Origin of the sequence: Chitinimonas viridis (assembly GCF_030409555.1) — a bacterium.
GTDB lineage: Bacteria > Pseudomonadota > Gammaproteobacteria > Burkholderiales > Chitinimonadaceae > Chitinimonas > Chitinimonas viridis.
Genome location: NZ_JAUFPU010000018.1, coordinates 262,721 through 279,484, shown reverse-complemented (window position 1 = coordinate 279,484; position 16,764 = coordinate 262,721). Strand labels below are relative to the sequence as shown.

Genomic DNA, 16,764 nt, shown 5'->3' with positions numbered 1-16,764 from the left:
CGGGTAAGGCAGCGGTCGGCACGGCGGCATAGCTTATCATCAGCCGGACTGGTGCTTTTGGCGCAAGACCTTTATAAACTTCCGCCATGCTACAGACACGCACCCTGATTTCGAGCGACCTCTGGCGTTCCGCCAGGATATTCAACTGGTTCCGCGCCCTGATTGCCGTTGCCCTGGCTTTTGTCAGCTGGCGCCTGAGCGATGCCTTCTTCCCGACCCTGGGCGACAGGGTGTCGCTGGTCTGGCTGTCGATGGTCTATCTGCTGCTGGCCGTGGTATTCGGCATCTGCCTGCAACGGCGCTGGCCCAACTTCCGCCTGCTGCTGACACTACAGGTGGCCTGCGACATCGGCTTTATCGTGGCGGTCATGGATATCGTCGGTGGCTTACGGACCGGTATGGGCCTGATGCTGTTGCCTTATCTGGCTGGTGCGGGGCTGATCAGCCGTGGCCGCACCACCTTGTTCCATGCGGCGCTTGCCAGTATTGCCCTGCTGCTGCAGCAGGCCTTGCAGTATGTCGCCACCGAGGGGGGCACCGCTGATTTCTTCCAAGCGGCCATGCTCAGCATTGCCTGTTTTGCCACGGCCTGGCTGGCGCACCGGCTGGCCAGCTATGCCACCGAGTCGGAGCGGCTGGCGGCGCGGCGCGGCAGTGAGCTGGCCAATATGGCGCAGATCAACCGCCTGATCTTGCAGGATGTGTCGGACGGCGTGCTGGTGCTGGACGAGGCCGGCGTGATACGGCAGTTCAACCAGCAGGCCGAGCGGCTGCTGGGGCCGGGCATGGCGGCCGGCAAGACCCGGCTGTGCGAATTCAACCCCTTGCTGACCGGCGCGCTGGCCAGCTGGCAGGCCGGCCACAGCCTGCTGCCGGTGGACCTGGAGATTACCCGTCAAGTGGTGCGCCCCCGCTTCATGCCCATCAAGGTGGGCAATGCCGAGGGCGGCACGGTGGTGTTTCTGGAAGACATAGAGCGGCTGCGGCGCGAGGCGCAGCAGATGAAGCTGGCTGCGCTGGGCCGCCTGACGGCGAACATTGCCCACGAGATACGCAATCCCTTGTCGGCCATAGGCCATGCTGCCCAATTGATGGCGGAGGAGGCGCAGGACCCGGCCAGCTTGAGGCTGACGCGTATCATGGTGGAAAACAGCCGGCGGCTGGATGGCATCGTGCGCGCCGTGCTGGACCTGAACCGGCGCGATCGGGCCGAGCCGGTGGATATACGCCTGCATGAATGGCTGACCGCCTTTGTGGAGGAGTTTCGCGAGGTGGAAGGCATTGCTGCCGAGCTGACCCTGCACTGCCCCAAGGGGGCTGTGGCCCGCTTTGATGAGGGGCAGTTGCACCAGGTGCTGTGGAATCTGTGCCGCAATGGTTGGCGTTACAGTACTCGGCAGGATGGCGCCCTGGGTTTGCGGGTGGCGCGGCTGGCGGATGCCTGGGTGCTGGATGTGCATGACGATGGCCCCGGTGTACCGGCAGCCGATGTGAGCAAGCTGTTCGAGCCTTTCTTTACCACCGATGCCAAAGGGACGGGCTTGGGCCTGTATATTGCCCGCGAGATTTGCGCTGGCAATGCCAGCGTGCTCGAATATGTGTCTTCACCACCGGGCGACAAGCTGGGTGGTGCCTGTTTCCGTATCACTTTTCCGGCCCGCCCTGCATGAGCAAACGTACAAGCAAAGTCCCCTGCATCCTGGTTGTTGATGACGAACCGGACCTGCGCGAGCTGGTCGAACTAACCCTGCTGAAGATGGGTCTGGACGTCAAGATGGCCAGCGGCGTGGAAGAAGCCAAGGTCGTGCTGGACGCCGGCGGCGTAGACCTGTGCCTGACCGATATGCGCATGGGCGATGGTTCCGGCCTGGATGTGGTCAGGCATATCCAGACGCAGGGTTTCGATGTGCCGATAGCCGTGATTACTGCCTATGGCAGCCTAGACAACGCGGTGGAGGCGCTCAAGGCCGGTGCCTTTGACTACCTGGCCAAGCCGGTATCGCTGGACCAGCTGCGCACCCTGGTACGCTCGGCCCTGGTGCTGGACACCCCGGCCGCCAAGGTGGTGGAGCCGGGCGATAGAACCTTCATCGGCGAATCGCCGGCCCTGCAGCAGGCGTTGCAGCTGATAGACAGGCTGGCGCGCAACCAGGCGCCGGTTTACCTGACCGGCGAATCAGGCAGCGGCAAGGAGCGGGCGGCACGGCTGATCCATGCCCAATCCAGTCGGGCATCCCAGCCCTTTGTGGCGGTGAACTGCGGCGCCATCCCCGAGAATCTGATGGAGAGCGAGTTCTTTGGCACCCGCAAGGGGGCATTCACCGGTGCCGACGCCGAGCGTGATGGTTTTTTTCAGGCGGCCAATGGCGGCACCCTGTTCCTTGATGAAGTGGCGGATCTGCCGCTGGCAATGCAGGTCAAGCTGCTGCGGGCCATACAGGAAAAAAGCGTGCGCAAGCTGGGCGATACCAAGGAAATCCCCACCGATGTGCGCATCATCTGCGCCACCCACCAGAACCTGGCCAAGTGCGTGGAGGAGGGGCGCTTCCGGCAGGACTTGTATTACCGCCTGAATGTGATCGAGCTGAAGATGCCGGCGCTGCGCGAGATGCGCGAGGATATACCGGTGATCGCCAAGGGCGTGCTGGCGAGGCTGGCGGTACGCAATGGCATGGATGAGCCCAAGCTGGCGCCTGATGCACTGCAGGCGCTCAGTGCCTATGACTTCCCCGGCAATGTGCGCGAGCTGGAGAACGTGCTGGAGCGTGCGCTGGCGCTGTGCGATGGCCGCCAGATACGGGTGGCAGACCTGCAGCTGAGCCTGCGCGATGGTGATGAGGCGCTGCCGGCTGCCGCCATAGGCGACAAGTATCCGCTGCAGGACTACCTGGACCGGACCGAGCGCGAAGCCATACTGGAAGCGCTGGACAAGACCCGTTTCAACCGGACCCAGGCGGCCAAGATACTGGGCGTGACCTTTCGATCGCTGCGCTATCGGATGGAGCGCCTGGGTATCAACTAGGCGCAAGCGAGTCCCGCAAGTCGGCCGGTGCGGCCGATGCCTCCCAAGCAAAAGCCCGCTACAGAGAGCGGGCTTTTGCTTGGGTGATCAGCCAGATGCGCAGTGCTTCAGTTGGCAGGGCCGTAGCGTCGCATGGCTTCCACGGCCAAGCCGGCGCCTATGCTGCCGAACAGGTCACCTTCGACGGCACGGGCGGCGGGCAGCAGGGCGGCGATGCGGCGGCGCAGCAATGGTATGCCGCTGGAGCCGCCGGTGAAGAACACCGTGTCTATGCCCTCAGCCTGCACCCCGGCATCGCGCAGCAGGTTGGCCACGGTCCTCTCCACATCGTCCACCAGGCTGCTGGTGGCCTGCTCGAAGGTGGGGCGGTCGATATCGTGGGTCAGGCCGGTTTGCAGCCTGTCCAGCAGCAGGGTGGTGCTGGGCTGATCGGACAGGGCGATCTTGGCTTCCTCCACCCGCAGGGCCAGCCAGTGGCCGGCCCGCTGTTCGATCAGGCTCAGCAGGCGATCCAGCTTGTCCTTCTCCATGGCGTCGCGGTAGACCTCCTGCAGCTCCATCCAGATCTTGCGGGTATAGGTGAAGTTGATGGTGTGCCAGGTGGCCAGGTTGAAGTAGTAGCTCGACGGCACCTCGGCGTTGTTGCGCAGGCGCGTGCGGTAGCCCAGCAGCGGCATCAGGCCAGCCAGGCTGAGGTATTTGTCGAAGTCGGTGCCACCTATGTGCACGCCGCCGTTGGCCAGCAGATCGTCGCGCCTGTCCAACTGCCGGGTGCGCTGGGGCGACAGGCGGACCAGCGAGAAGTCCGAGGTACCGCCGCCGATATCGGCAATCAGCACCAGCTCCTCGCGGGTGATGGTTTGTTCGTAGTGGAAGGCGGCGGCAATGGGCTCGAACTGGAAGCTGACTTCCTTGAAGCCCACGGCGCGAGCGGTTTCCTCCAGGGTGCGCTGAGCTTGCTGGTCGGCGGCGGGGCTGTCGTCCACGAAATGCACGGGCCGGCCGAACACGGCCGTATCGAATTCGCGGTCGGCCGACTGCTCGGCCCGCAGCTTGAGTTCGCCGATAAAGCGCGACAGCAGCTCGCGGAAGGGCAGGGCGCGGCCCAGCACTTCGGTCTGGCCGTCGATCAGGCTGGAACCCAGCAGGCTCTTGAGCGAGCGCATCAGGCGGCCTTCGTAGCCGTCCAGGTATTCGGCCAGGCCTTGGCGGCCAAAGGCCACCGATTCTTCCTCGGCATTGAAGAACACCACTGAGGGCAGTGTCAGCTTGCCGTCTTCCAGCGCAAGCAGCGCCGATTGGCCCGGCCGCAGCCAGCCTGCGGTGGAATTGGAGGTGCCGAAGTCGATGCCGCAGGCACGGGCAGGGGAGGAATACATCGGAACGCACCTTTTTCAAGAGGGGCGCGGATGCTACGCAAGTCGCTGGAATGTGTCCAGTTTTCTTTTCTGTATCAGCGGCTTAAGCCCGCCCGGGCGAGTGCCTGGGCGGGTTTCCGGGTGATCAGGGCAGGTCGCGCTTGAAGAAATCGCGGTAGCGGTCCATCAGTTCCTCGGGGTGGCCTACGGTAATCTGCATATCGTGCAGCAGCCCGTCAGACAGCCTATACACCCAGCCATGCACGGTGACCTGCTGGCCGCGCGCCCAGGCATCCTGTACCACCGTGGTCTGCGAGGCATTCACCACCTGCTCGATCACATTGAGTTCGCACAGCTTGTCCAGGTGCAACTCGGGCGGGAACTTTTCCAGCCAGCGGCCATGTACCCGGCGCAGGTCATGGATGTGTCGCAGCCAGTTATCGGCAAGGCCCACGCGACGATCCTCCAGCGCTGCACGCACACCGCCGCAGCCATAGTGGCCGCACACGATCAGGTGCTTGACCTGCAGCATATCGACGGCGAACTGCACCGCCGACAGGCAGTTGAGGTCGGAGTGGACGATCAGGTTGGCCACATTGCGGTGGACGAAGACTTCGCCCGGCAGCAGGCCTATCAGCTCGTTCGCCGGCACGCGGCTGTCAGCGCAGCCTATCCACATGTATTCCGGCGTTTGCTGCTTGGCCAGTTGCTCGAAGAAATCGGGTACCTCGGCCTTGACCTTGTCCGCCCAGCGGCGATTGTTGGCAAACAGGTTGTCGAGATCATTGCTCATGCGTTGAAAGCTCCTCGGTTTGCGGTGAATAGGGGGTGTTCGTATGGCAGGGCGCTTAAGAGCGGCTCACAAAAACCTGCGTAGCGGTTCTGGCTAGGCTTGCGAGAGCTGGCGCTCGCAGCTGGCGCGCGCAGCAGACAGTACGCGGGTACGGCAAGCTCGCACAACAACGCCAGGAGGGCTTTATCAGCGGCTCTAAATGGGCGGTAGCTCCAGCGCGTAGTCCACCAGGGTTTCCAGCGACACCAGCTCCAGAACGTCTTCGTGGGTGGCGGCCAGCACGATGGGGGCGGCTGCGCCTTCCACCAGGGCCTCTACCCAGCGGGCGGCACAGACGCACCAGCGATCACCGGGCTTGAGTCCGGGGAACTCGAACTCGGGCCGGGGTGTGCTGAGGTCATTGCCGCGGGCCATGGAAAAAGCCAGGAACTCGCGGGTAAGCTGCACGCAGACCGTATGGCGACCGACGTCCTCGGGACTGGTATTGCAGCAACCATCGCGGAAAAAACCGGTCAGCGGCTTGAGGCTGCACGGCTCCAGCGGTAGGCCGAGCACATTGAGCGCGTTTTTCATGGGCATCCTGCGGGCTGAGATTGGCTGCGATTATGGTGGGAGCGGGGAAAAAGACAAAGTGCCATCGTGGCGCGGGCGGCCAGCGGTGATTGGGCCGGCCTTGGCGTAGAGTCTGCAGCCTTGGGGTGGGTGCCTGTCCCGCCCGATATCTAACACATTGCTCTGGCATCCCCATGTCCCTTCTGGAACACCTCACCTTGTCCGGCATTAAGCAATTGGTGGATGTCAAAACCTTTGCCCGTGGGCTCGACAACTACCATGCCGAAGCGGTGGGGCTGCTGGAGAGCGATGCGGACTTTGTCAGTGCCGTGGTGCAGGGTACGCGTCCCTACAGTACCTGCAAGAACAGGAGGGCGAGGAAGCTTGGCGCACGCTACAGGGTGGCCCAAGGTCTACCGCGCTATGGTGCCGGGCGGCTGCCATGCGCAGTACCAGCCACCCGGATGAAGCGCTGGCCCTGAATTCAAGCTGTTGCCGATCAAGGTCAACGAGGGGGGTAGCAATGCCCGTTATGAAGAAGCTGCCGAGGTCGTCCGAGCCACAGGCAAGCTGCGCACGCAGCAGGGCGAGTCTGCCAAGTTTGCTGTGGACTTGGCGTCCATACGGGCAAGCTATAAGGCCAAGCGTAAATTCATCAAGGCTTTGGCTGCGCTGGGTGGATAGGTCTGCGTGACAGGGCGGGTGCTGGTGGTAGTGAGTTTGAGGCTGGCTGCTTGACCATCATGCTGGTGCGGATGCGCAGCCATCATGGTGGGGGGGGGGGGGGGGGGCTGCTGTGAATGCCGATTAGGACAACAGGGCGGCTGCATCATTCATCGTCTTTGTCGTCATCAAATCCTCTCTTTGCATACTCACTTTCAACTAGAAACATTAATGACCCCTCATACTCAAAACTATTGGAGTACTTTGCCGCAGCATGGTACCTAGCCAGGCTTGCACTATCATCGCCGGCAATGTCTTCTGGGTCGTCAAGGGCGGCATAAGAGCGCACACAAATACCATTGACAACCTCGGTAGTGAAATACAGTGTCGAGGTTTTTCTGCGCGGCTTGCAGTAAGCAGAGCACGCAGAAATAGCTGCCATATAATCAGTAAAGGGCTGGCGGCTGCACACTTCCTCACCGTTCTTTATTATCGTTAGATAGTACATTGCACATCACTTCGAGGCGGAAATAGGTATGGTTTTTCCGTGCGCATATAAATCTTCGATGGTTTATATGCATTCGTAGAAAGTAGGATGGTTTGCAAGATTGCAAATCAGGTCTGTAAAATTTTCCGCTATCACACGGCTGCTGCCGTCATCATAATAAATCGTCTGTGAACCTGAATTGGGGCGCATGACCAGGAATCGGTAGCCGCCACAATGAAATACCGGAAGATCACCCTCTATAAACCCTTCTGGAGGTGAGAATTCGGATTCACCTTTATGCAGGTCGACCAGATCAAGCGGGTGCACAATTAAGTTGCTTACATCTGACCTTGATTTGGGGCCTAGCCAGCCGTAACCAATCTGGATGTAGAAATCCTTAAGGGTTGCAGGCAGTTCAAATCCCAATTCCAGTTCCGCTTGTGTGACATCGGTTGTCTTAACTGGGAATAATCTTTTCGCACCGGATTCGCATCCAATAAAACGCTTAAGCTCATTTAGATTGTGCAATTTTATCTGCCGTGTCAATTTTTGGTCTGGGCGTAGTGCGATGTGGTGGCTGTTGGGTGTGTACTTCTGCTGGTTGATCAGGGGGCTTGGGCGTCCTTAAGAAACGGCTTGCTTTACTCTGCCCCAAAATTCCAGAAGCACCATATTTTCTTTGTCTAGATTAAAATCTATGGCTTGCGATAAATTGTTCAATGCCGAGGACAGCTCAGAGGCATTATTTTTTACCAGTGGTGCCAGCTGATACCAAGCGAACACAAGTAGTTCCGGCCTTGTGTTGGCAATGACCTCAAAGTGTTTCAGGAGTTTCTTGTAGCCGATGGCGCTGCCTACGGATGAAATCCAGAGTCTTATTTCTGTCTCATCTTTGCGGGAAAGACCAATGTCCAGAAAGTGAGTGAATGTGTTTGTAGTACGAACAATTCGCCGACTTATTTTCAATCCCGCGAGGCGTACGTGGCGTGATTCATGAGCAAGCATTCCTTCCAGTACTGAGTTTGCCTCTGGTGGGCGGAGCATTCTTAATGCGGCTGTCAGTTGGTTGACGACCCTGTCATCAGGAAGTGCGTTTATTAAATCAAGCATGGCTCAGGTGGTGGCATTGAATTTAATGGGGTTGTTTGTGTGTAAAGCCCCTCTTGCTACGGCGATTCGGTTGCCTCGCTAGTTCGTGGTTATTTTGTTTAGAGGTTGGGCGCTACAGTCACGCTAACTGTAGCGCGTTGTGCCTTGGTTGCCTAGCGTTTGGTCGAAGAGGGGGTAGGCGGGGTCGTGCTTATCAGCGCTCCGAGCCCGCCCGCAGGGCGGGGCCTTCCTGGGCGATCGACCTTGGTCACGGGATTCACTTCAAATAAGGCAGATCCATTTCGTGTGTCAGGCATACACTTTCATAGTAGGTCTGCGCACTAGAGAGTACCTCCCTCATGTTACGGATTTGGCCTTCCACTTCATCCAGATCTCTATCCTTCAAGGCTTGCATCATCGAATCCAGCGCTTGGACGAGTGAGTTGAGGGTATCTCCTTGGCATACAACACCAGGAAATTTTCTATCTGGCAATTGCACGACAGCAAAATTGACAGGGTCACTTAGCAGTAGCGCATGCGTGTTCATGTCATCGTCGCTCATGGGGAGAGGCGGGTAAGCGCTTTGTGCGGTATCGTGCCGCTGGTACTTCGGTTGGGTGGTGTCTGTATTGCTGCATGGCGCTATGCCGGCCCTGGCATTGGGGGGATGGCTGTTCGGTGGCGTATCGGTGAGGACAGCGTGATTGGGAGCTGGAAAAACAAATGGCCCAGTCTCGCGACTGGGCCATTGCTTTGATACTTGGGGTGGATGATGGGACTCGAACCCACGACGACAGGAATCACAATCCTGGACTCTACCAACTGAGCTACATCCACCGCCGTTAAACCTGCGGCACTACCTTGGCGACATCCAACCGATCATACTGATTGGCGCGCCCGACAGGAATCGAACCTGTAACCTACGGCTTAGAAGGCCGTTGCTCTATCCGGTTGAGCTACGGGCGCCGGGCCTGGTTGATTCTACTGCCTAGTACTACTGAAAATCTTGGTCGGGGCGGTGGGATTCGAACTCACGACCACCTGGTCCCAAACCAGGTGCGCTACCAGGCTGCGCTACGCCCCGAAGAGGGCAGAATACTAAGGTGGGGCAGCACCCTTGTCAAGCTACTACTTGGGGCAAAACGCAAAAAATGCGAGAATTCAGCCCTTTGCATCAACTGGCCACCGCCGATCGGAGCACGCAATGAGCGCACAACTACTTGATGGCAAGCTGATTTCTGCTGAAATCATCGATGAAGTTCGCAGTCAGGTCGACGCCCGGGTGGCGTTGGGGCGGCGGGCGCCGGCCTTGGCCGTGGTGCTGGTGGGCGATGATCCAGCCTCCGCGGTTTATGTCAGCAACAAGAAAAAAGCCTGTGAGCGGGCCGGTTTTCGCTCGCTGTCCTATGAGTTCCCGGCCAGCCTGAGCGAGACGGATCTGCTGGCGCTGGTGGAAAAGCTCAATGCCGACCCGAGTGTGGATGGCATCCTGGTGCAGCTTCCCCTGCCCAAGCATATCGATGCCGAAAAGGTGATCGAGGCCATCAACCCCTTGAAGGATGTGGATGGCTTTCACCCCTATAACTTTGGCCGTCTGGCCTTGAAGATGCCGCTGCTGCGCCCCTGCACCCCCCATGGCGTGATGGTGATGCTGGAAAAGACGGGTGTGGACCTGGTGGGCAAGGATGCCGTGGTGGTGGGCGCCTCCAATATCGTCGGCCGCCCGGCAGCGCTGGAACTGCTGCTGGCGCGCGCTACTGTGACGGTCTGCCACAGCAAGACCCGTGACCTGGCCGACAAGGTCAGGGCGGCGGATGTGGTGGTGGCGGGGGTGGGCATACCGAATTTCGTGAAGGGCGACTGGATCAAGCCGGGCGCCATTGTGATTGATGTGGGCATCAACCGGCTGGACAATGGCAAGCTGTGCGGCGATGTGGAGTTTGAGCCGGCACGTGAGCGTGCCAGCTGGATTACCCCTGTGCCCGGCGGTGTCGGCCCCATGACCATCGCCATGCTGATGCGCAATACGCTGGACGCCAGCATCAACCTGAACCCCTGAATCGAGCCTGCCCATGCTTTACCCCCTGTTGCGTCCGCTACTGTTTGCGTTTGAGCCGGAAACCGCGCACAAGCTCACCTTTACCAGCCTGGAGGCCTTGCATGCCCTGGGCTTTGCCACGGTGCTGGGGAGCCGCGAGGAGGATCGGCCGCTGGATGTGATGGGCCTGACCTTCCCCAATCCGGTGGGCCTGGGTGCCGGCCTGGACAAGAATGGCGAACATATCGATGCGCTGGCCGACCTGGGTTTTGGCTTTATCGAGATCGGGACGGTGACGCCCAGGCCGCAGCCCGGCAATCCGCAGCCGCGTCTGTTCCGGTTGCCGGCAGCCGAGGGCATCATCAACCGCATGGGCTTCAACAATGGCGGCCTCGATACCCTGGTCAAGAATGTGGAAGCCTCGCAGTACCGGGGCATATTGGGTATCAATATCGGCAAGAACTTCGATACCCCGATAGAGCAGGCGGCCAATGACTACCTGACCTGTCTGACCCGGGTCTATCCCTATGCCAGCTATGTGACGGTGAATATCTCTTCGCCCAATACCAAGAACCTGCGGCAGCTGCAGGGGGCGGATGAGCTGGAGAAGCTGCTGTCGGCACTGAAGGACGAGCAAGCGCGGCTGACCGTGCGGCATGGCCGCTATGTGCCGCTGGCGCTGAAGATTGCGCCGGATCTGGAAGGCGAGCAGATACAGGAGATTGCCCGTTTGCTGGTGGAGTATCGCTTTGATGGGGTGATTGCCACCAACACCACGCTGTCGCGGGTGGGGGTTGAGCATCTGGCCCATGGCAAGGAGACCGGCGGCTTGTCTGGCACGCCGGTACGGGCCAAGTCCACCGCCGTGATACGGGCGCTGGCTACCGCCTTGAACGGCCGCGTACCTATCATCGGTGTGGGCGGCATACTGGAAGGTAGCCATGCCGCCGAGAAGATGGAGGCGGGTGCCTCGCTGGTGCAGATCTATAGCGGCCTGATCTACCGTGGCCCGGCCCTGGTGGCCGAGAGCATACGCGCCATCCGCGCGCGCAAGGGCTGAGGCATGGCTGCGCAGACCTTGCCGCGAGACTGGCAGCTGCAGGACGGCACGATACGGCTGCGGCCTTTCCGCTTTGACGATGTGGTGCCGTTCCATGCCATGGTGGATGTGTCGCGCGAGGTGGTAGGCCGCTGGCTGGCCTGGTGCAATGCGGATTACGACATGGCGGCGGCGGAGCAATGGGTGGCACGCTGCATACAGGATTGGCCATCTGGCCAGAAGTACGCCTGCGTGATCGAGGATGTCCGCGACGGCAGCCTGCTGGGGGGCATAGGGCTGATGATAGAGAACAGCCCGCTGACCCACCATGCCAACCTGGGTTACTGGCTGCGCAGCGACTGCCATGGCCGCGGGGTCATGACCCGTGCCGCGCGCATGCTGGCCGAATTCGGCCTGCGCGAGCTGGGCCTGCCACGGGTACATATCTATGCCCTGGCCGACAATATCGCCAGCCGGCGGGTGGCCGAGAAGGCGGGCTTCCAGTTTGAGGGCGTGTTGCGCCGCTACTGCAAGCGGCCTGATGGCTCGGCCAGCGATAGTGCCTGGTACTCGCTGATTGCCGAGGATCTGCAGTGAACCTGACCCTGGTCGAGCGCATTGATGCGGTTTTGCCGCAGACCCAGTGCACGCAATGTGGCTACCCCGACTGCCATCGCTATGCCGAGGCCATCGCGGCGGAGGAGGCGGGTATAGACCAATGCCCGCCCGGCGGCGAGGAGGGGGTGGCGCTGCTGGCGGGCTTGACCGGGCTGCCGCTGGTGCCGCTTAATCCCATACACGGCGAGACCAAGCCGTTTGCGCTGGCGCTGATAGATGAAACCCATTGCATAGGCTGCACCCTGTGCATCCAGGCCTGCCCGGTGGATGCCATACTCGGCGCGGCCAAGCTGATGCATACGGTGCTGGTGGACGAGTGTACTGGCTGCGAGCTGTGCATTGCGCCGTGCCCGGTGGATTGCATCAGCATGGTGCCGGCCATGCGCCCTGCCGCCACGGCGGCGCGGGAGGCGCAGGCGGGGCATTGGCGTGCGCGCCATCGTTTTCATCTGGCGCGGGTGGCCCGCGACAAACGTGAGCGGGCGGACAGGCTGGCGGCCAAGGCGCTGGCCAAGCGCGATGACCCGTATTTTGCCGATGCGGCCAAGCAGGCGAAGATTGCTGCGGCCCTGGACAAGGCGGCGAGCCGACAAGCGGCCGATCTGGCCGCCCCAGCGCTAGACCCGGCGGCGGCGCGCCGTGCCAAACTTGAGGCCATCATGGCTAAGGCCGCCGCCAGGTTGGCGCCGCCCGGCAAAAACGGAGATGAATCGCAATGAATATGGGTATCTGGGGGGCGGCAGGCTTTACCGTCCTGTTTCTCGTCCTGTTGTTTTACGGCTATAACTCGCTGGCTTTGCTGCTCTTGCTGCTGCTGCCACTGCTGCTGGCCGTGCTCGGTGTCAGGCATATGCGGCACAAGCGCGAGCTGGCGCAAATGCGCGAGGCGGAGGTCTGGCAGACCGTCATGGTGCTGCCAGAGAAAAAAGACAAAAAGCCGCAATAGCCCGGCACGGGTTGGCGGACGACCTATACGTGGATCATGAAGCTCAATACCCGACTGCATAACCGCATCCGCTTCAAGACCTGGGTCAAGGTTGTCCCCAGGCAAGGCCCTGGCCTGTTGGGGAATATCGAGGATATTTCCAGTGCCGGCCTTGGTATCGAGCATGACCGCATGATCGCTACGGGCGGTGACTGCCATGTCTATTTCATGCTGCCGCTGGATGGCCGCGAGAATATCGTGCAGGCCCATTGCCGCATTGCCAGTTGCCGGCCGATAGAGGGCAACCGCTATCACGTGGGCCTGGCCTTCGTCGATTTTGTGTCTGACCCGCGCGCCACCGCGACCCTGATCGAATCTTTTATCCGCCACGTTGAGCAGACCGCGTAGCCACGCCGCCGGAAATCACACCTTGAACAAAGACAGTCGCCGCGCCTTTTTTGAGCGCCTGCGCGCGCAGAACCCTGAGCCCCGCACCGAACTGGAATACAGCAGCCCGTTTGAGCTGCTGGTGGCCGTGGTGTTGTCGGCCCAGGCGACCGACGTGGGCGTCAACAAGGCCACCCGCAAGCTGTACCCGGTGGCCAATACACCGGCTGCCATTTATGCGCTGGGGCAGGATGGGCTGGAGCGATATATCCAGACCATAGGCCTGTATCGCAGCAAGGCCAAGCATGTGATTGCGTTATGCCGCATGCTGATGGAGCTGCATGATGGCGAGGTGCCGCAGACCCGCGAGGCGCTGGAGGCGCTGCCGGGGGTGGGCCGCAAGACGGCCAATGTGGTGTTGAACACGGCGTTTGGCCAGCCTGCCATGGCGGTTGATACCCATATATTCCGGGTGTCCAACCGTACCGGGCTGGCGCCGGGCAAGGATGTGCGGGCGGTGGAGGACAAGCTGGTGAAGGTGATACCCCGCGAGTTCATGCTGGATGCGCACCATTGGCTGATACTGCACGGGCGTTATGTCTGCAAGGCGCGCAAGCCGGATTGCCCAGTGTGCATCGTGCGCGACCTGTGCGATTACCGGGGCAAGAGCGAGTGAAGACCTACGGCGGTGCTTGCCAATGCGGGGCGGTGGCCTACCGCGTCAGCGGCGAAGCGCTGACCTTGTTTGCCTGCCACTGCACCGATTGCCAGCGACAATCTGCCAGTGCATTCGGCATGGCCTTGTGGCTGCGGGGGGTGGAACTGACACTGCTGCGCGGCAGCCTGGCCAGCTGGACGCGTGATCTGCCCTCGGGTGGGCAGATGGCATGCCGCTTCTGTCCGGTTTGCGGTAGCCGCTTGTTCCATCAAGTAGTCGGCAGCGAGATACTGAGCATCAAGCCCGGTAGTCTGGACGACAGCACCGGCTTGCAGCCGGTTGGCCATATCTGGACCGACAGTGCCCAGCCCTGGTTGCGGCCCGCATTGCAGGGGCTGTGCTACCCCGGCAACCCCGACGGCTTTGGTGAACTGATGGAGGCCTGGCACCATGAAGATAGACGCTGACGGCTGGCTGGATGGCGTGCGGCGCATTGTGTCGCCCAACCAGGACGCACGGGCTGAGGGCATGGCCGTCGATATGGTGGTGATCCACTCGATCAGCCTGCCGCCTGGCAAGTTTGGCGGAGACGGCCCGATACGGTTGTTTACCAATACCTGTGATCCGGCTGAACATGCCTGCTTCGAAGAGCTGCAGCATGTACGGGTCTCCTCGCATTTCTTTGTCCGCCGCGATGGCGAGATCATCCAGTTTGTACCTTGCCTTGCGCGTGCCTGGCATGCCGGGGTGTCGCGCTGGCAGGGGCGCGAACGCTGCAATGATTTCTCCATCGGCATCGAGCTGGAGGGAGGCGACGCCTGGCCCTATGAGGCAGCCCAGTACGACGCGCTGGATGAACTGCTGGCGGCCCTGGCCGAGGCTTATCCCATACGGCACCTGCTGGGGCATTGCCATATTGCCCCTGAGCGCAAGACCGATCCTGGTCCTTATTTTGACTGGGGGCGCTACCCGGCCACCTTCCAGGCGGGGCGGGATGTACCGGGCTAGGTGGCAAAACCGGCAAGCTAGTGTGGCGAAGGCTGCACCATTCGGCGGCATTATCCTTATTGCAGCGCACCATGCTGGCGCGGCAGGTCTATAATCCGCCGCCATCAGGGCGCATGCCGTCACGCCTGCTCGCTTTGCAATGCAAGCTCGTGTGGTTGGACCCGCCCCTTACCTTGTTCGCTGCATAGAAAGCTGACATGAGCGCCACGCAAGACCCACAAGATCCTAAGAAGATTGCTGCCCTGACGCTGACCGCCCTTGGGGTGGTTTACGGCGATATCGGCACCAGCCCGCTCTACGCCTTTGCCGAGTGCTTCAGTCCGCACCATGGGCTGGTGCCCAATCCGGCCAATGTGCTGGGCATCCTGTCGCTGATCACCTGGGCGCTGCTGCTGGTGATCTCGTTCAAGTACGTGCTGTTCATGCTGCGCGCCGACAACAATGGCGAAGGCGGCATCCTGGCGCTGATGGCCCTGGCCTTGCGCAATACCCAGCGCAAGCGCGGCCAGTTCTCCATCTTTATCCTGCTGGGCATAGCCGGCGCTGCACTGTTCTATGGCGATGGTGTGCTGACGCCTGCGGTATCGGTGCTGTCTGCGGTGGAGGGGCTCAAGGTCATCGATCCCGCGTTTGAGCGCTTTGTGCTGCCGTTGACCGTGGTCATCATCATCGTGCTGTTTGCCGTCCAGCGGCACGGAACGGCTGGCGTGGGCAAGTTCTTCGGCCCGGTGGTGGTGCTCTGGTTTTTGTCGCTGGCGGTGCTGGGCATAGGCGGCATCCTGCGCGACCCCAGCGTGTTGAAGGCCCTGTCGCCGTATTACGCGATCCAGTTTTTTGCAGCCCAGCCTTTGTTGGCGTTCCTGTCGCTGGGTGCCGTGGTGCTGGTGGTGACGGGCGGCGAGGCCATCTATGCCGACATGGGCCATTTTGGCCGCAAGCCCATACAGTACGGCTGGTTTGGCGTGGTGCTGCCGGCACTGCTGCTCAACTACTACGGCCAGGGGGCGCTGGCGCTGCATGACCCCAGTACCGTCGGCCAGGCCTTCTTCCTGTTGGCGCCCAAAGGCATGATCTTGCCGCTGGTGATACTGGCTACCGGCGCCACGGTGATCGCCTCGCAGGCACTGATCTCCGGGGTGTTCTCCATAACCCGCCAGGCCATACAGCTGGGCTATATGCCGCGTATGAACATCGAGCACACCTCCGATAGCGAGATCGGCCAGATATACATCCCCGGTGTGAACTGGGCGCTGTGCGTGGCCGTGTTGCTGCTGGTTTTCAGCTTCAAGACCTCGGCCAACATTTTGCCGGCCTATGGTTTTGCCATTTGCGGCATCATGATCATGACCACCGCCACGGCGTTTGTGGCGCTCAAGCAGGTGAACAACCCTGGCCGCACCCGCGCCATACGGGTGCTGCTGGTGGCATTTGCCGTCATCGACATTGCCCTGCTGGCGGCCAATGTGCCCAAGATACCTACCGGGGGCTGGTTCCCCATGGCAGTAGGACTGGTCATGCTGGTGATGATGTTTACCTGGAAGCGTGGCCGGCGTCAGTTGTTCCACCGCATACACGATGGCGAGCTGCCGCTGGAAATGTTCGTACAGAGCATAGAGGCCAGCCCGCCGCACCGGGTGGAGGGGACGGCCATCTTCATGACCGGCAGCGCCGATACCACGCCACATGCCCTGCTGCATAACCTCAAGCACAACAAGGTGCTGCACGAGCAGGTGATCTTCCTCACCATAGGCTCTACCGATGTGCCCAAGGTGGCGGACAAGGACAGGCTCAAGGTGACGCGGTTGTCGGAGTCGTTCTGGCAGATCGTGGCGACCTATGGCTTTACCGAAGACCCTTCGGTGCCTGAGATACTGGTGCTGGCGGAGCGCGACCATGGCCTGGTCTGCGACGAGATGACCACCTCCTACTTCCTCTCGCGCGAGACCATTATCTGCGATCGCCATCCGGCCAAGCGCTACGATATGTCCTGGCCCCAGCTCAAGGTGTTTACCTGGATGCAGCGCAATGCCTCCCGCCCCACCGATTTCTACAAGATTCCGGCCAACCGGGTGGTGGAGATGGGGACGCAGGTCGAGATGTAGCGACCGGCAAAATGCAAAAAGCCGG

Annotated in this window: 21 protein-coding genes and 3 tRNA genes; 14 read left to right on the top strand and 10 right to left on the bottom strand. The window is 61.0% G+C overall.

Translation table 11 applies throughout. The annotated features are described in order from the left end of the window. Positions 1–86: 86 nt before the first annotated feature. Positions 87–1,670 carry a two-component system sensor histidine kinase NtrB gene (locus QWZ03_RS14490; protein WP_290333380.1) on the top strand — a complete coding sequence of 528 codons (1,584 nt, stop codon included), beginning with the start codon at positions 87–89 and terminating at the stop codon, positions 1,668–1,670. Continuing rightward, positions 1,667–3,022, top strand: a complete 1,356-nt coding sequence (locus QWZ03_RS14485; RefSeq protein WP_290333379.1) for a sigma-54-dependent transcriptional regulator — start codon at positions 1,667–1,669, stop codon at positions 3,020–3,022. Before QWZ03_RS14490 ends, QWZ03_RS14485 begins: the two co-directional genes overlap by 4 nt. A gap of 107 nt (positions 3,023–3,129) precedes the next feature. Here the strand turns inward: QWZ03_RS14485 and QWZ03_RS14480 are convergent, their stop codons facing one another. The 3 genes from QWZ03_RS14480 to QWZ03_RS14470 form a co-directional block, all read right to left on the bottom strand. Continuing rightward, entirely contained in the window at positions 3,130–4,401 is a 1,272-nt protein-coding gene (locus QWZ03_RS14480) for an Hsp70 family protein (protein WP_290333378.1), read from the bottom strand. A gap of 124 nt (positions 4,402–4,525) precedes the next feature. Then, positions 4,526–5,173, bottom strand: a complete 648-nt coding sequence (gene can / locus QWZ03_RS14475) for a carbonate dehydratase (RefSeq protein WP_290333377.1) — start codon at positions 5,171–5,173, stop codon at positions 4,526–4,528. Between the two features lie 195 nt (positions 5,174–5,368). After that, positions 5,369–5,746, bottom strand: coding sequence for a DUF2237 family protein (locus tag QWZ03_RS14470; RefSeq protein ID WP_284194992.1), 378 nt, complete (start codon positions 5,744–5,746; stop codon positions 5,369–5,371). A 173-nt stretch (positions 5,747–5,919) separates the two neighbouring features. Between QWZ03_RS14470 and QWZ03_RS14465 the strand changes: the two genes are divergently transcribed. After that, positions 5,920–6,207 (top strand): hypothetical protein, encoded by a 288-nt coding sequence (locus QWZ03_RS14465; RefSeq protein WP_290333376.1) that lies wholly within the window; start codon positions 5,920–5,922, stop codon positions 6,205–6,207. A gap of 10 nt (positions 6,208–6,217) precedes the next feature. Further along, positions 6,218–6,409, top strand: coding sequence for a hypothetical protein (locus tag QWZ03_RS14460; RefSeq protein ID WP_290333375.1), 192 nt, complete (start codon positions 6,218–6,220; stop codon positions 6,407–6,409). Positions 6,410–6,554: 145 nt separating this feature from the next. Here the strand turns inward: QWZ03_RS14460 and QWZ03_RS14455 are convergent, their stop codons facing one another. The 7 genes from QWZ03_RS14455 to QWZ03_RS14425 all read right to left on the bottom strand — a co-directional run bounded on the left by QWZ03_RS14455 (position 6,555) and on the right by QWZ03_RS14425 (position 9,048). After that, positions 6,555–6,896 carry a hypothetical protein gene (locus QWZ03_RS14455; RefSeq protein WP_290333373.1) on the bottom strand — a complete coding sequence of 114 codons (342 nt, stop codon included), beginning with the start codon at positions 6,894–6,896 and terminating at the stop codon, positions 6,555–6,557. Between the two features lie 63 nt (positions 6,897–6,959). Beyond that, positions 6,960–7,403 (bottom strand): SMI1/KNR4 family protein, encoded by a 444-nt coding sequence (locus QWZ03_RS14450; RefSeq protein ID WP_290333372.1) that lies wholly within the window; start codon positions 7,401–7,403, stop codon positions 6,960–6,962. Between the two features lie 96 nt (positions 7,404–7,499). Continuing rightward, positions 7,500–7,985 (bottom strand): hypothetical protein, encoded by a 486-nt coding sequence (locus QWZ03_RS14445; RefSeq protein WP_290333371.1) that lies wholly within the window; start codon positions 7,983–7,985, stop codon positions 7,500–7,502. A 256-nt stretch (positions 7,986–8,241) separates the two neighbouring features. Continuing rightward, positions 8,242–8,526, bottom strand: a complete 285-nt coding sequence (locus QWZ03_RS14440) for a DUF6959 family protein (RefSeq protein ID WP_290333369.1) — start codon at positions 8,524–8,526, stop codon at positions 8,242–8,244. Positions 8,527–8,725: 199 nt separating this feature from the next. Beyond that, positions 8,726–8,801: transfer RNA gene (locus QWZ03_RS14435), tRNA-His, on the bottom strand. 52 nt (positions 8,802–8,853) lie between these two features. Next, positions 8,854–8,930 (bottom strand) — tRNA-Arg (locus tag QWZ03_RS14430). Positions 8,931–8,971: 41 nt separating this feature from the next. Next, positions 8,972–9,048 (bottom strand) — tRNA-Pro (locus tag QWZ03_RS14425). 120 nt (positions 9,049–9,168) lie between these two features. On the opposite strand from QWZ03_RS14425, the gene folD reads away from it, so the two are divergent. The 10 genes from folD (at position 9,169) to QWZ03_RS14375 (ending at position 16,739) form a co-directional block, all read left to right on the top strand. Then, entirely contained in the window at positions 9,169–10,023 is an 855-nt protein-coding gene (gene folD / locus QWZ03_RS14420; RefSeq protein WP_290333368.1) for a bifunctional methylenetetrahydrofolate dehydrogenase/methenyltetrahydrofolate cyclohydrolase FolD, read from the top strand. A gap of 13 nt (positions 10,024–10,036) precedes the next feature. After that, entirely contained in the window at positions 10,037–11,062 is a 1,026-nt protein-coding gene (locus QWZ03_RS14415; protein WP_290333367.1) for a quinone-dependent dihydroorotate dehydrogenase, read from the top strand. A gap of 3 nt (positions 11,063–11,065) precedes the next feature. Next, positions 11,066–11,638 carry a GNAT family N-acetyltransferase gene (locus QWZ03_RS14410; RefSeq protein WP_290333366.1) on the top strand — a complete coding sequence of 191 codons (573 nt, stop codon included), beginning with the start codon at positions 11,066–11,068 and terminating at the stop codon, positions 11,636–11,638. Beyond that, on the top strand, positions 11,635–12,378 hold the full coding sequence (locus tag QWZ03_RS14405; RefSeq protein WP_308447570.1) for an RnfABCDGE type electron transport complex subunit B: 744 nt from the start codon (positions 11,635–11,637) through the stop codon (positions 12,376–12,378). Before QWZ03_RS14410 ends, QWZ03_RS14405 begins: the two co-directional genes overlap by 4 nt. Next, positions 12,375–12,605, top strand: a complete 231-nt coding sequence (locus tag QWZ03_RS14400; RefSeq protein WP_290333365.1) for a hypothetical protein — start codon at positions 12,375–12,377, stop codon at positions 12,603–12,605. The genes QWZ03_RS14405 and QWZ03_RS14400 overlap by 4 nt, the downstream gene beginning before the upstream one ends. 36 nt (positions 12,606–12,641) lie before the next feature. After that, positions 12,642–12,992 carry a PilZ domain-containing protein gene (locus QWZ03_RS14395; RefSeq protein ID WP_284194984.1) on the top strand — a complete coding sequence of 117 codons (351 nt, stop codon included), beginning with the start codon at positions 12,642–12,644 and terminating at the stop codon, positions 12,990–12,992. Positions 12,993–13,014: 22 nt separating this feature from the next. Beyond that, positions 13,015–13,647 (top strand): endonuclease III, encoded by a 633-nt coding sequence (gene nth / locus QWZ03_RS14390; protein ID WP_290333364.1) that lies wholly within the window; start codon positions 13,015–13,017, stop codon positions 13,645–13,647. Continuing rightward, on the top strand, positions 13,644–14,096 hold the full coding sequence (locus tag QWZ03_RS14385; RefSeq protein ID WP_290333363.1) for a GFA family protein: 453 nt from the start codon (positions 13,644–13,646) through the stop codon (positions 14,094–14,096). The genes nth and QWZ03_RS14385 overlap by 4 nt, the downstream gene beginning before the upstream one ends. Further along, positions 14,080–14,637 carry a 1,6-anhydro-N-acetylmuramyl-L-alanine amidase AmpD gene (ampD, locus tag QWZ03_RS14380; RefSeq protein WP_290333361.1) on the top strand — a complete coding sequence of 186 codons (558 nt, stop codon included), beginning with the start codon at positions 14,080–14,082 and terminating at the stop codon, positions 14,635–14,637. Before QWZ03_RS14385 ends, ampD begins: the two co-directional genes overlap by 17 nt. A 197-nt stretch (positions 14,638–14,834) precedes the next feature. Beyond that, positions 14,835–16,739, top strand: a complete 1,905-nt coding sequence (locus QWZ03_RS14375) for a potassium transporter Kup (RefSeq protein ID WP_290333359.1) — start codon at positions 14,835–14,837, stop codon at positions 16,737–16,739. The last annotated feature ends 25 nt before the right edge of the window (positions 16,740–16,764 follow it).

Coding starts and splice junctions, on each gene's coding strand:
- QWZ03_RS14490 (WP_290333380.1), top strand. CDS start 87: ATGCTACAGACACGCACCCTGATTTCGAGCGACCTCTGGCGTTCCGCC.
- QWZ03_RS14485 (WP_290333379.1), top strand. CDS start 1,667: ATGAGCAAACGTACAAGCAAAGTCCCCTGCATCCTGGTTGTTGATGAC.
- QWZ03_RS14480 (WP_290333378.1), bottom strand. CDS start 4,401: ATGTATTCCTCCCCTGCCCGTGCCTGCGGCATCGACTTCGGCACCTCC.
- can (WP_290333377.1), bottom strand. CDS start 5,173: ATGAGCAATGATCTCGACAACCTGTTTGCCAACAATCGCCGCTGGGCG.
- QWZ03_RS14470 (WP_284194992.1), bottom strand. CDS start 5,746: ATGAAAAACGCGCTCAATGTGCTCGGCCTACCGCTGGAGCCGTGCAGC.
- QWZ03_RS14465 (WP_290333376.1), top strand. CDS start 5,920: ATGTCCCTTCTGGAACACCTCACCTTGTCCGGCATTAAGCAATTGGTG.
- QWZ03_RS14455 (WP_290333373.1), bottom strand. CDS start 6,896: ATGTACTATCTAACGATAATAAAGAACGGTGAGGAAGTGTGCAGCCGC.
- QWZ03_RS14445 (WP_290333371.1), bottom strand. CDS start 7,985: ATGCTTGATTTAATAAACGCACTTCCTGATGACAGGGTCGTCAACCAA.
- QWZ03_RS14440 (WP_290333369.1), bottom strand. CDS start 8,526: ATGAGCGACGATGACATGAACACGCATGCGCTACTGCTAAGTGACCCT.
- folD (WP_290333368.1), top strand. CDS start 9,169: ATGAGCGCACAACTACTTGATGGCAAGCTGATTTCTGCTGAAATCATC.
- QWZ03_RS14415 (WP_290333367.1), top strand. CDS start 10,037: ATGCTTTACCCCCTGTTGCGTCCGCTACTGTTTGCGTTTGAGCCGGAA.
- QWZ03_RS14410 (WP_290333366.1), top strand. CDS start 11,066: ATGGCTGCGCAGACCTTGCCGCGAGACTGGCAGCTGCAGGACGGCACG.
- QWZ03_RS14400 (WP_290333365.1), top strand. CDS start 12,375: ATGAATATGGGTATCTGGGGGGCGGCAGGCTTTACCGTCCTGTTTCTC.
- QWZ03_RS14395 (WP_284194984.1), top strand. CDS start 12,642: ATGAAGCTCAATACCCGACTGCATAACCGCATCCGCTTCAAGACCTGG.
- ampD (WP_290333361.1), top strand. CDS start 14,080: ATGAAGATAGACGCTGACGGCTGGCTGGATGGCGTGCGGCGCATTGTG.
- QWZ03_RS14375 (WP_290333359.1), top strand. CDS start 14,835: ATGAGCGCCACGCAAGACCCACAAGATCCTAAGAAGATTGCTGCCCTG.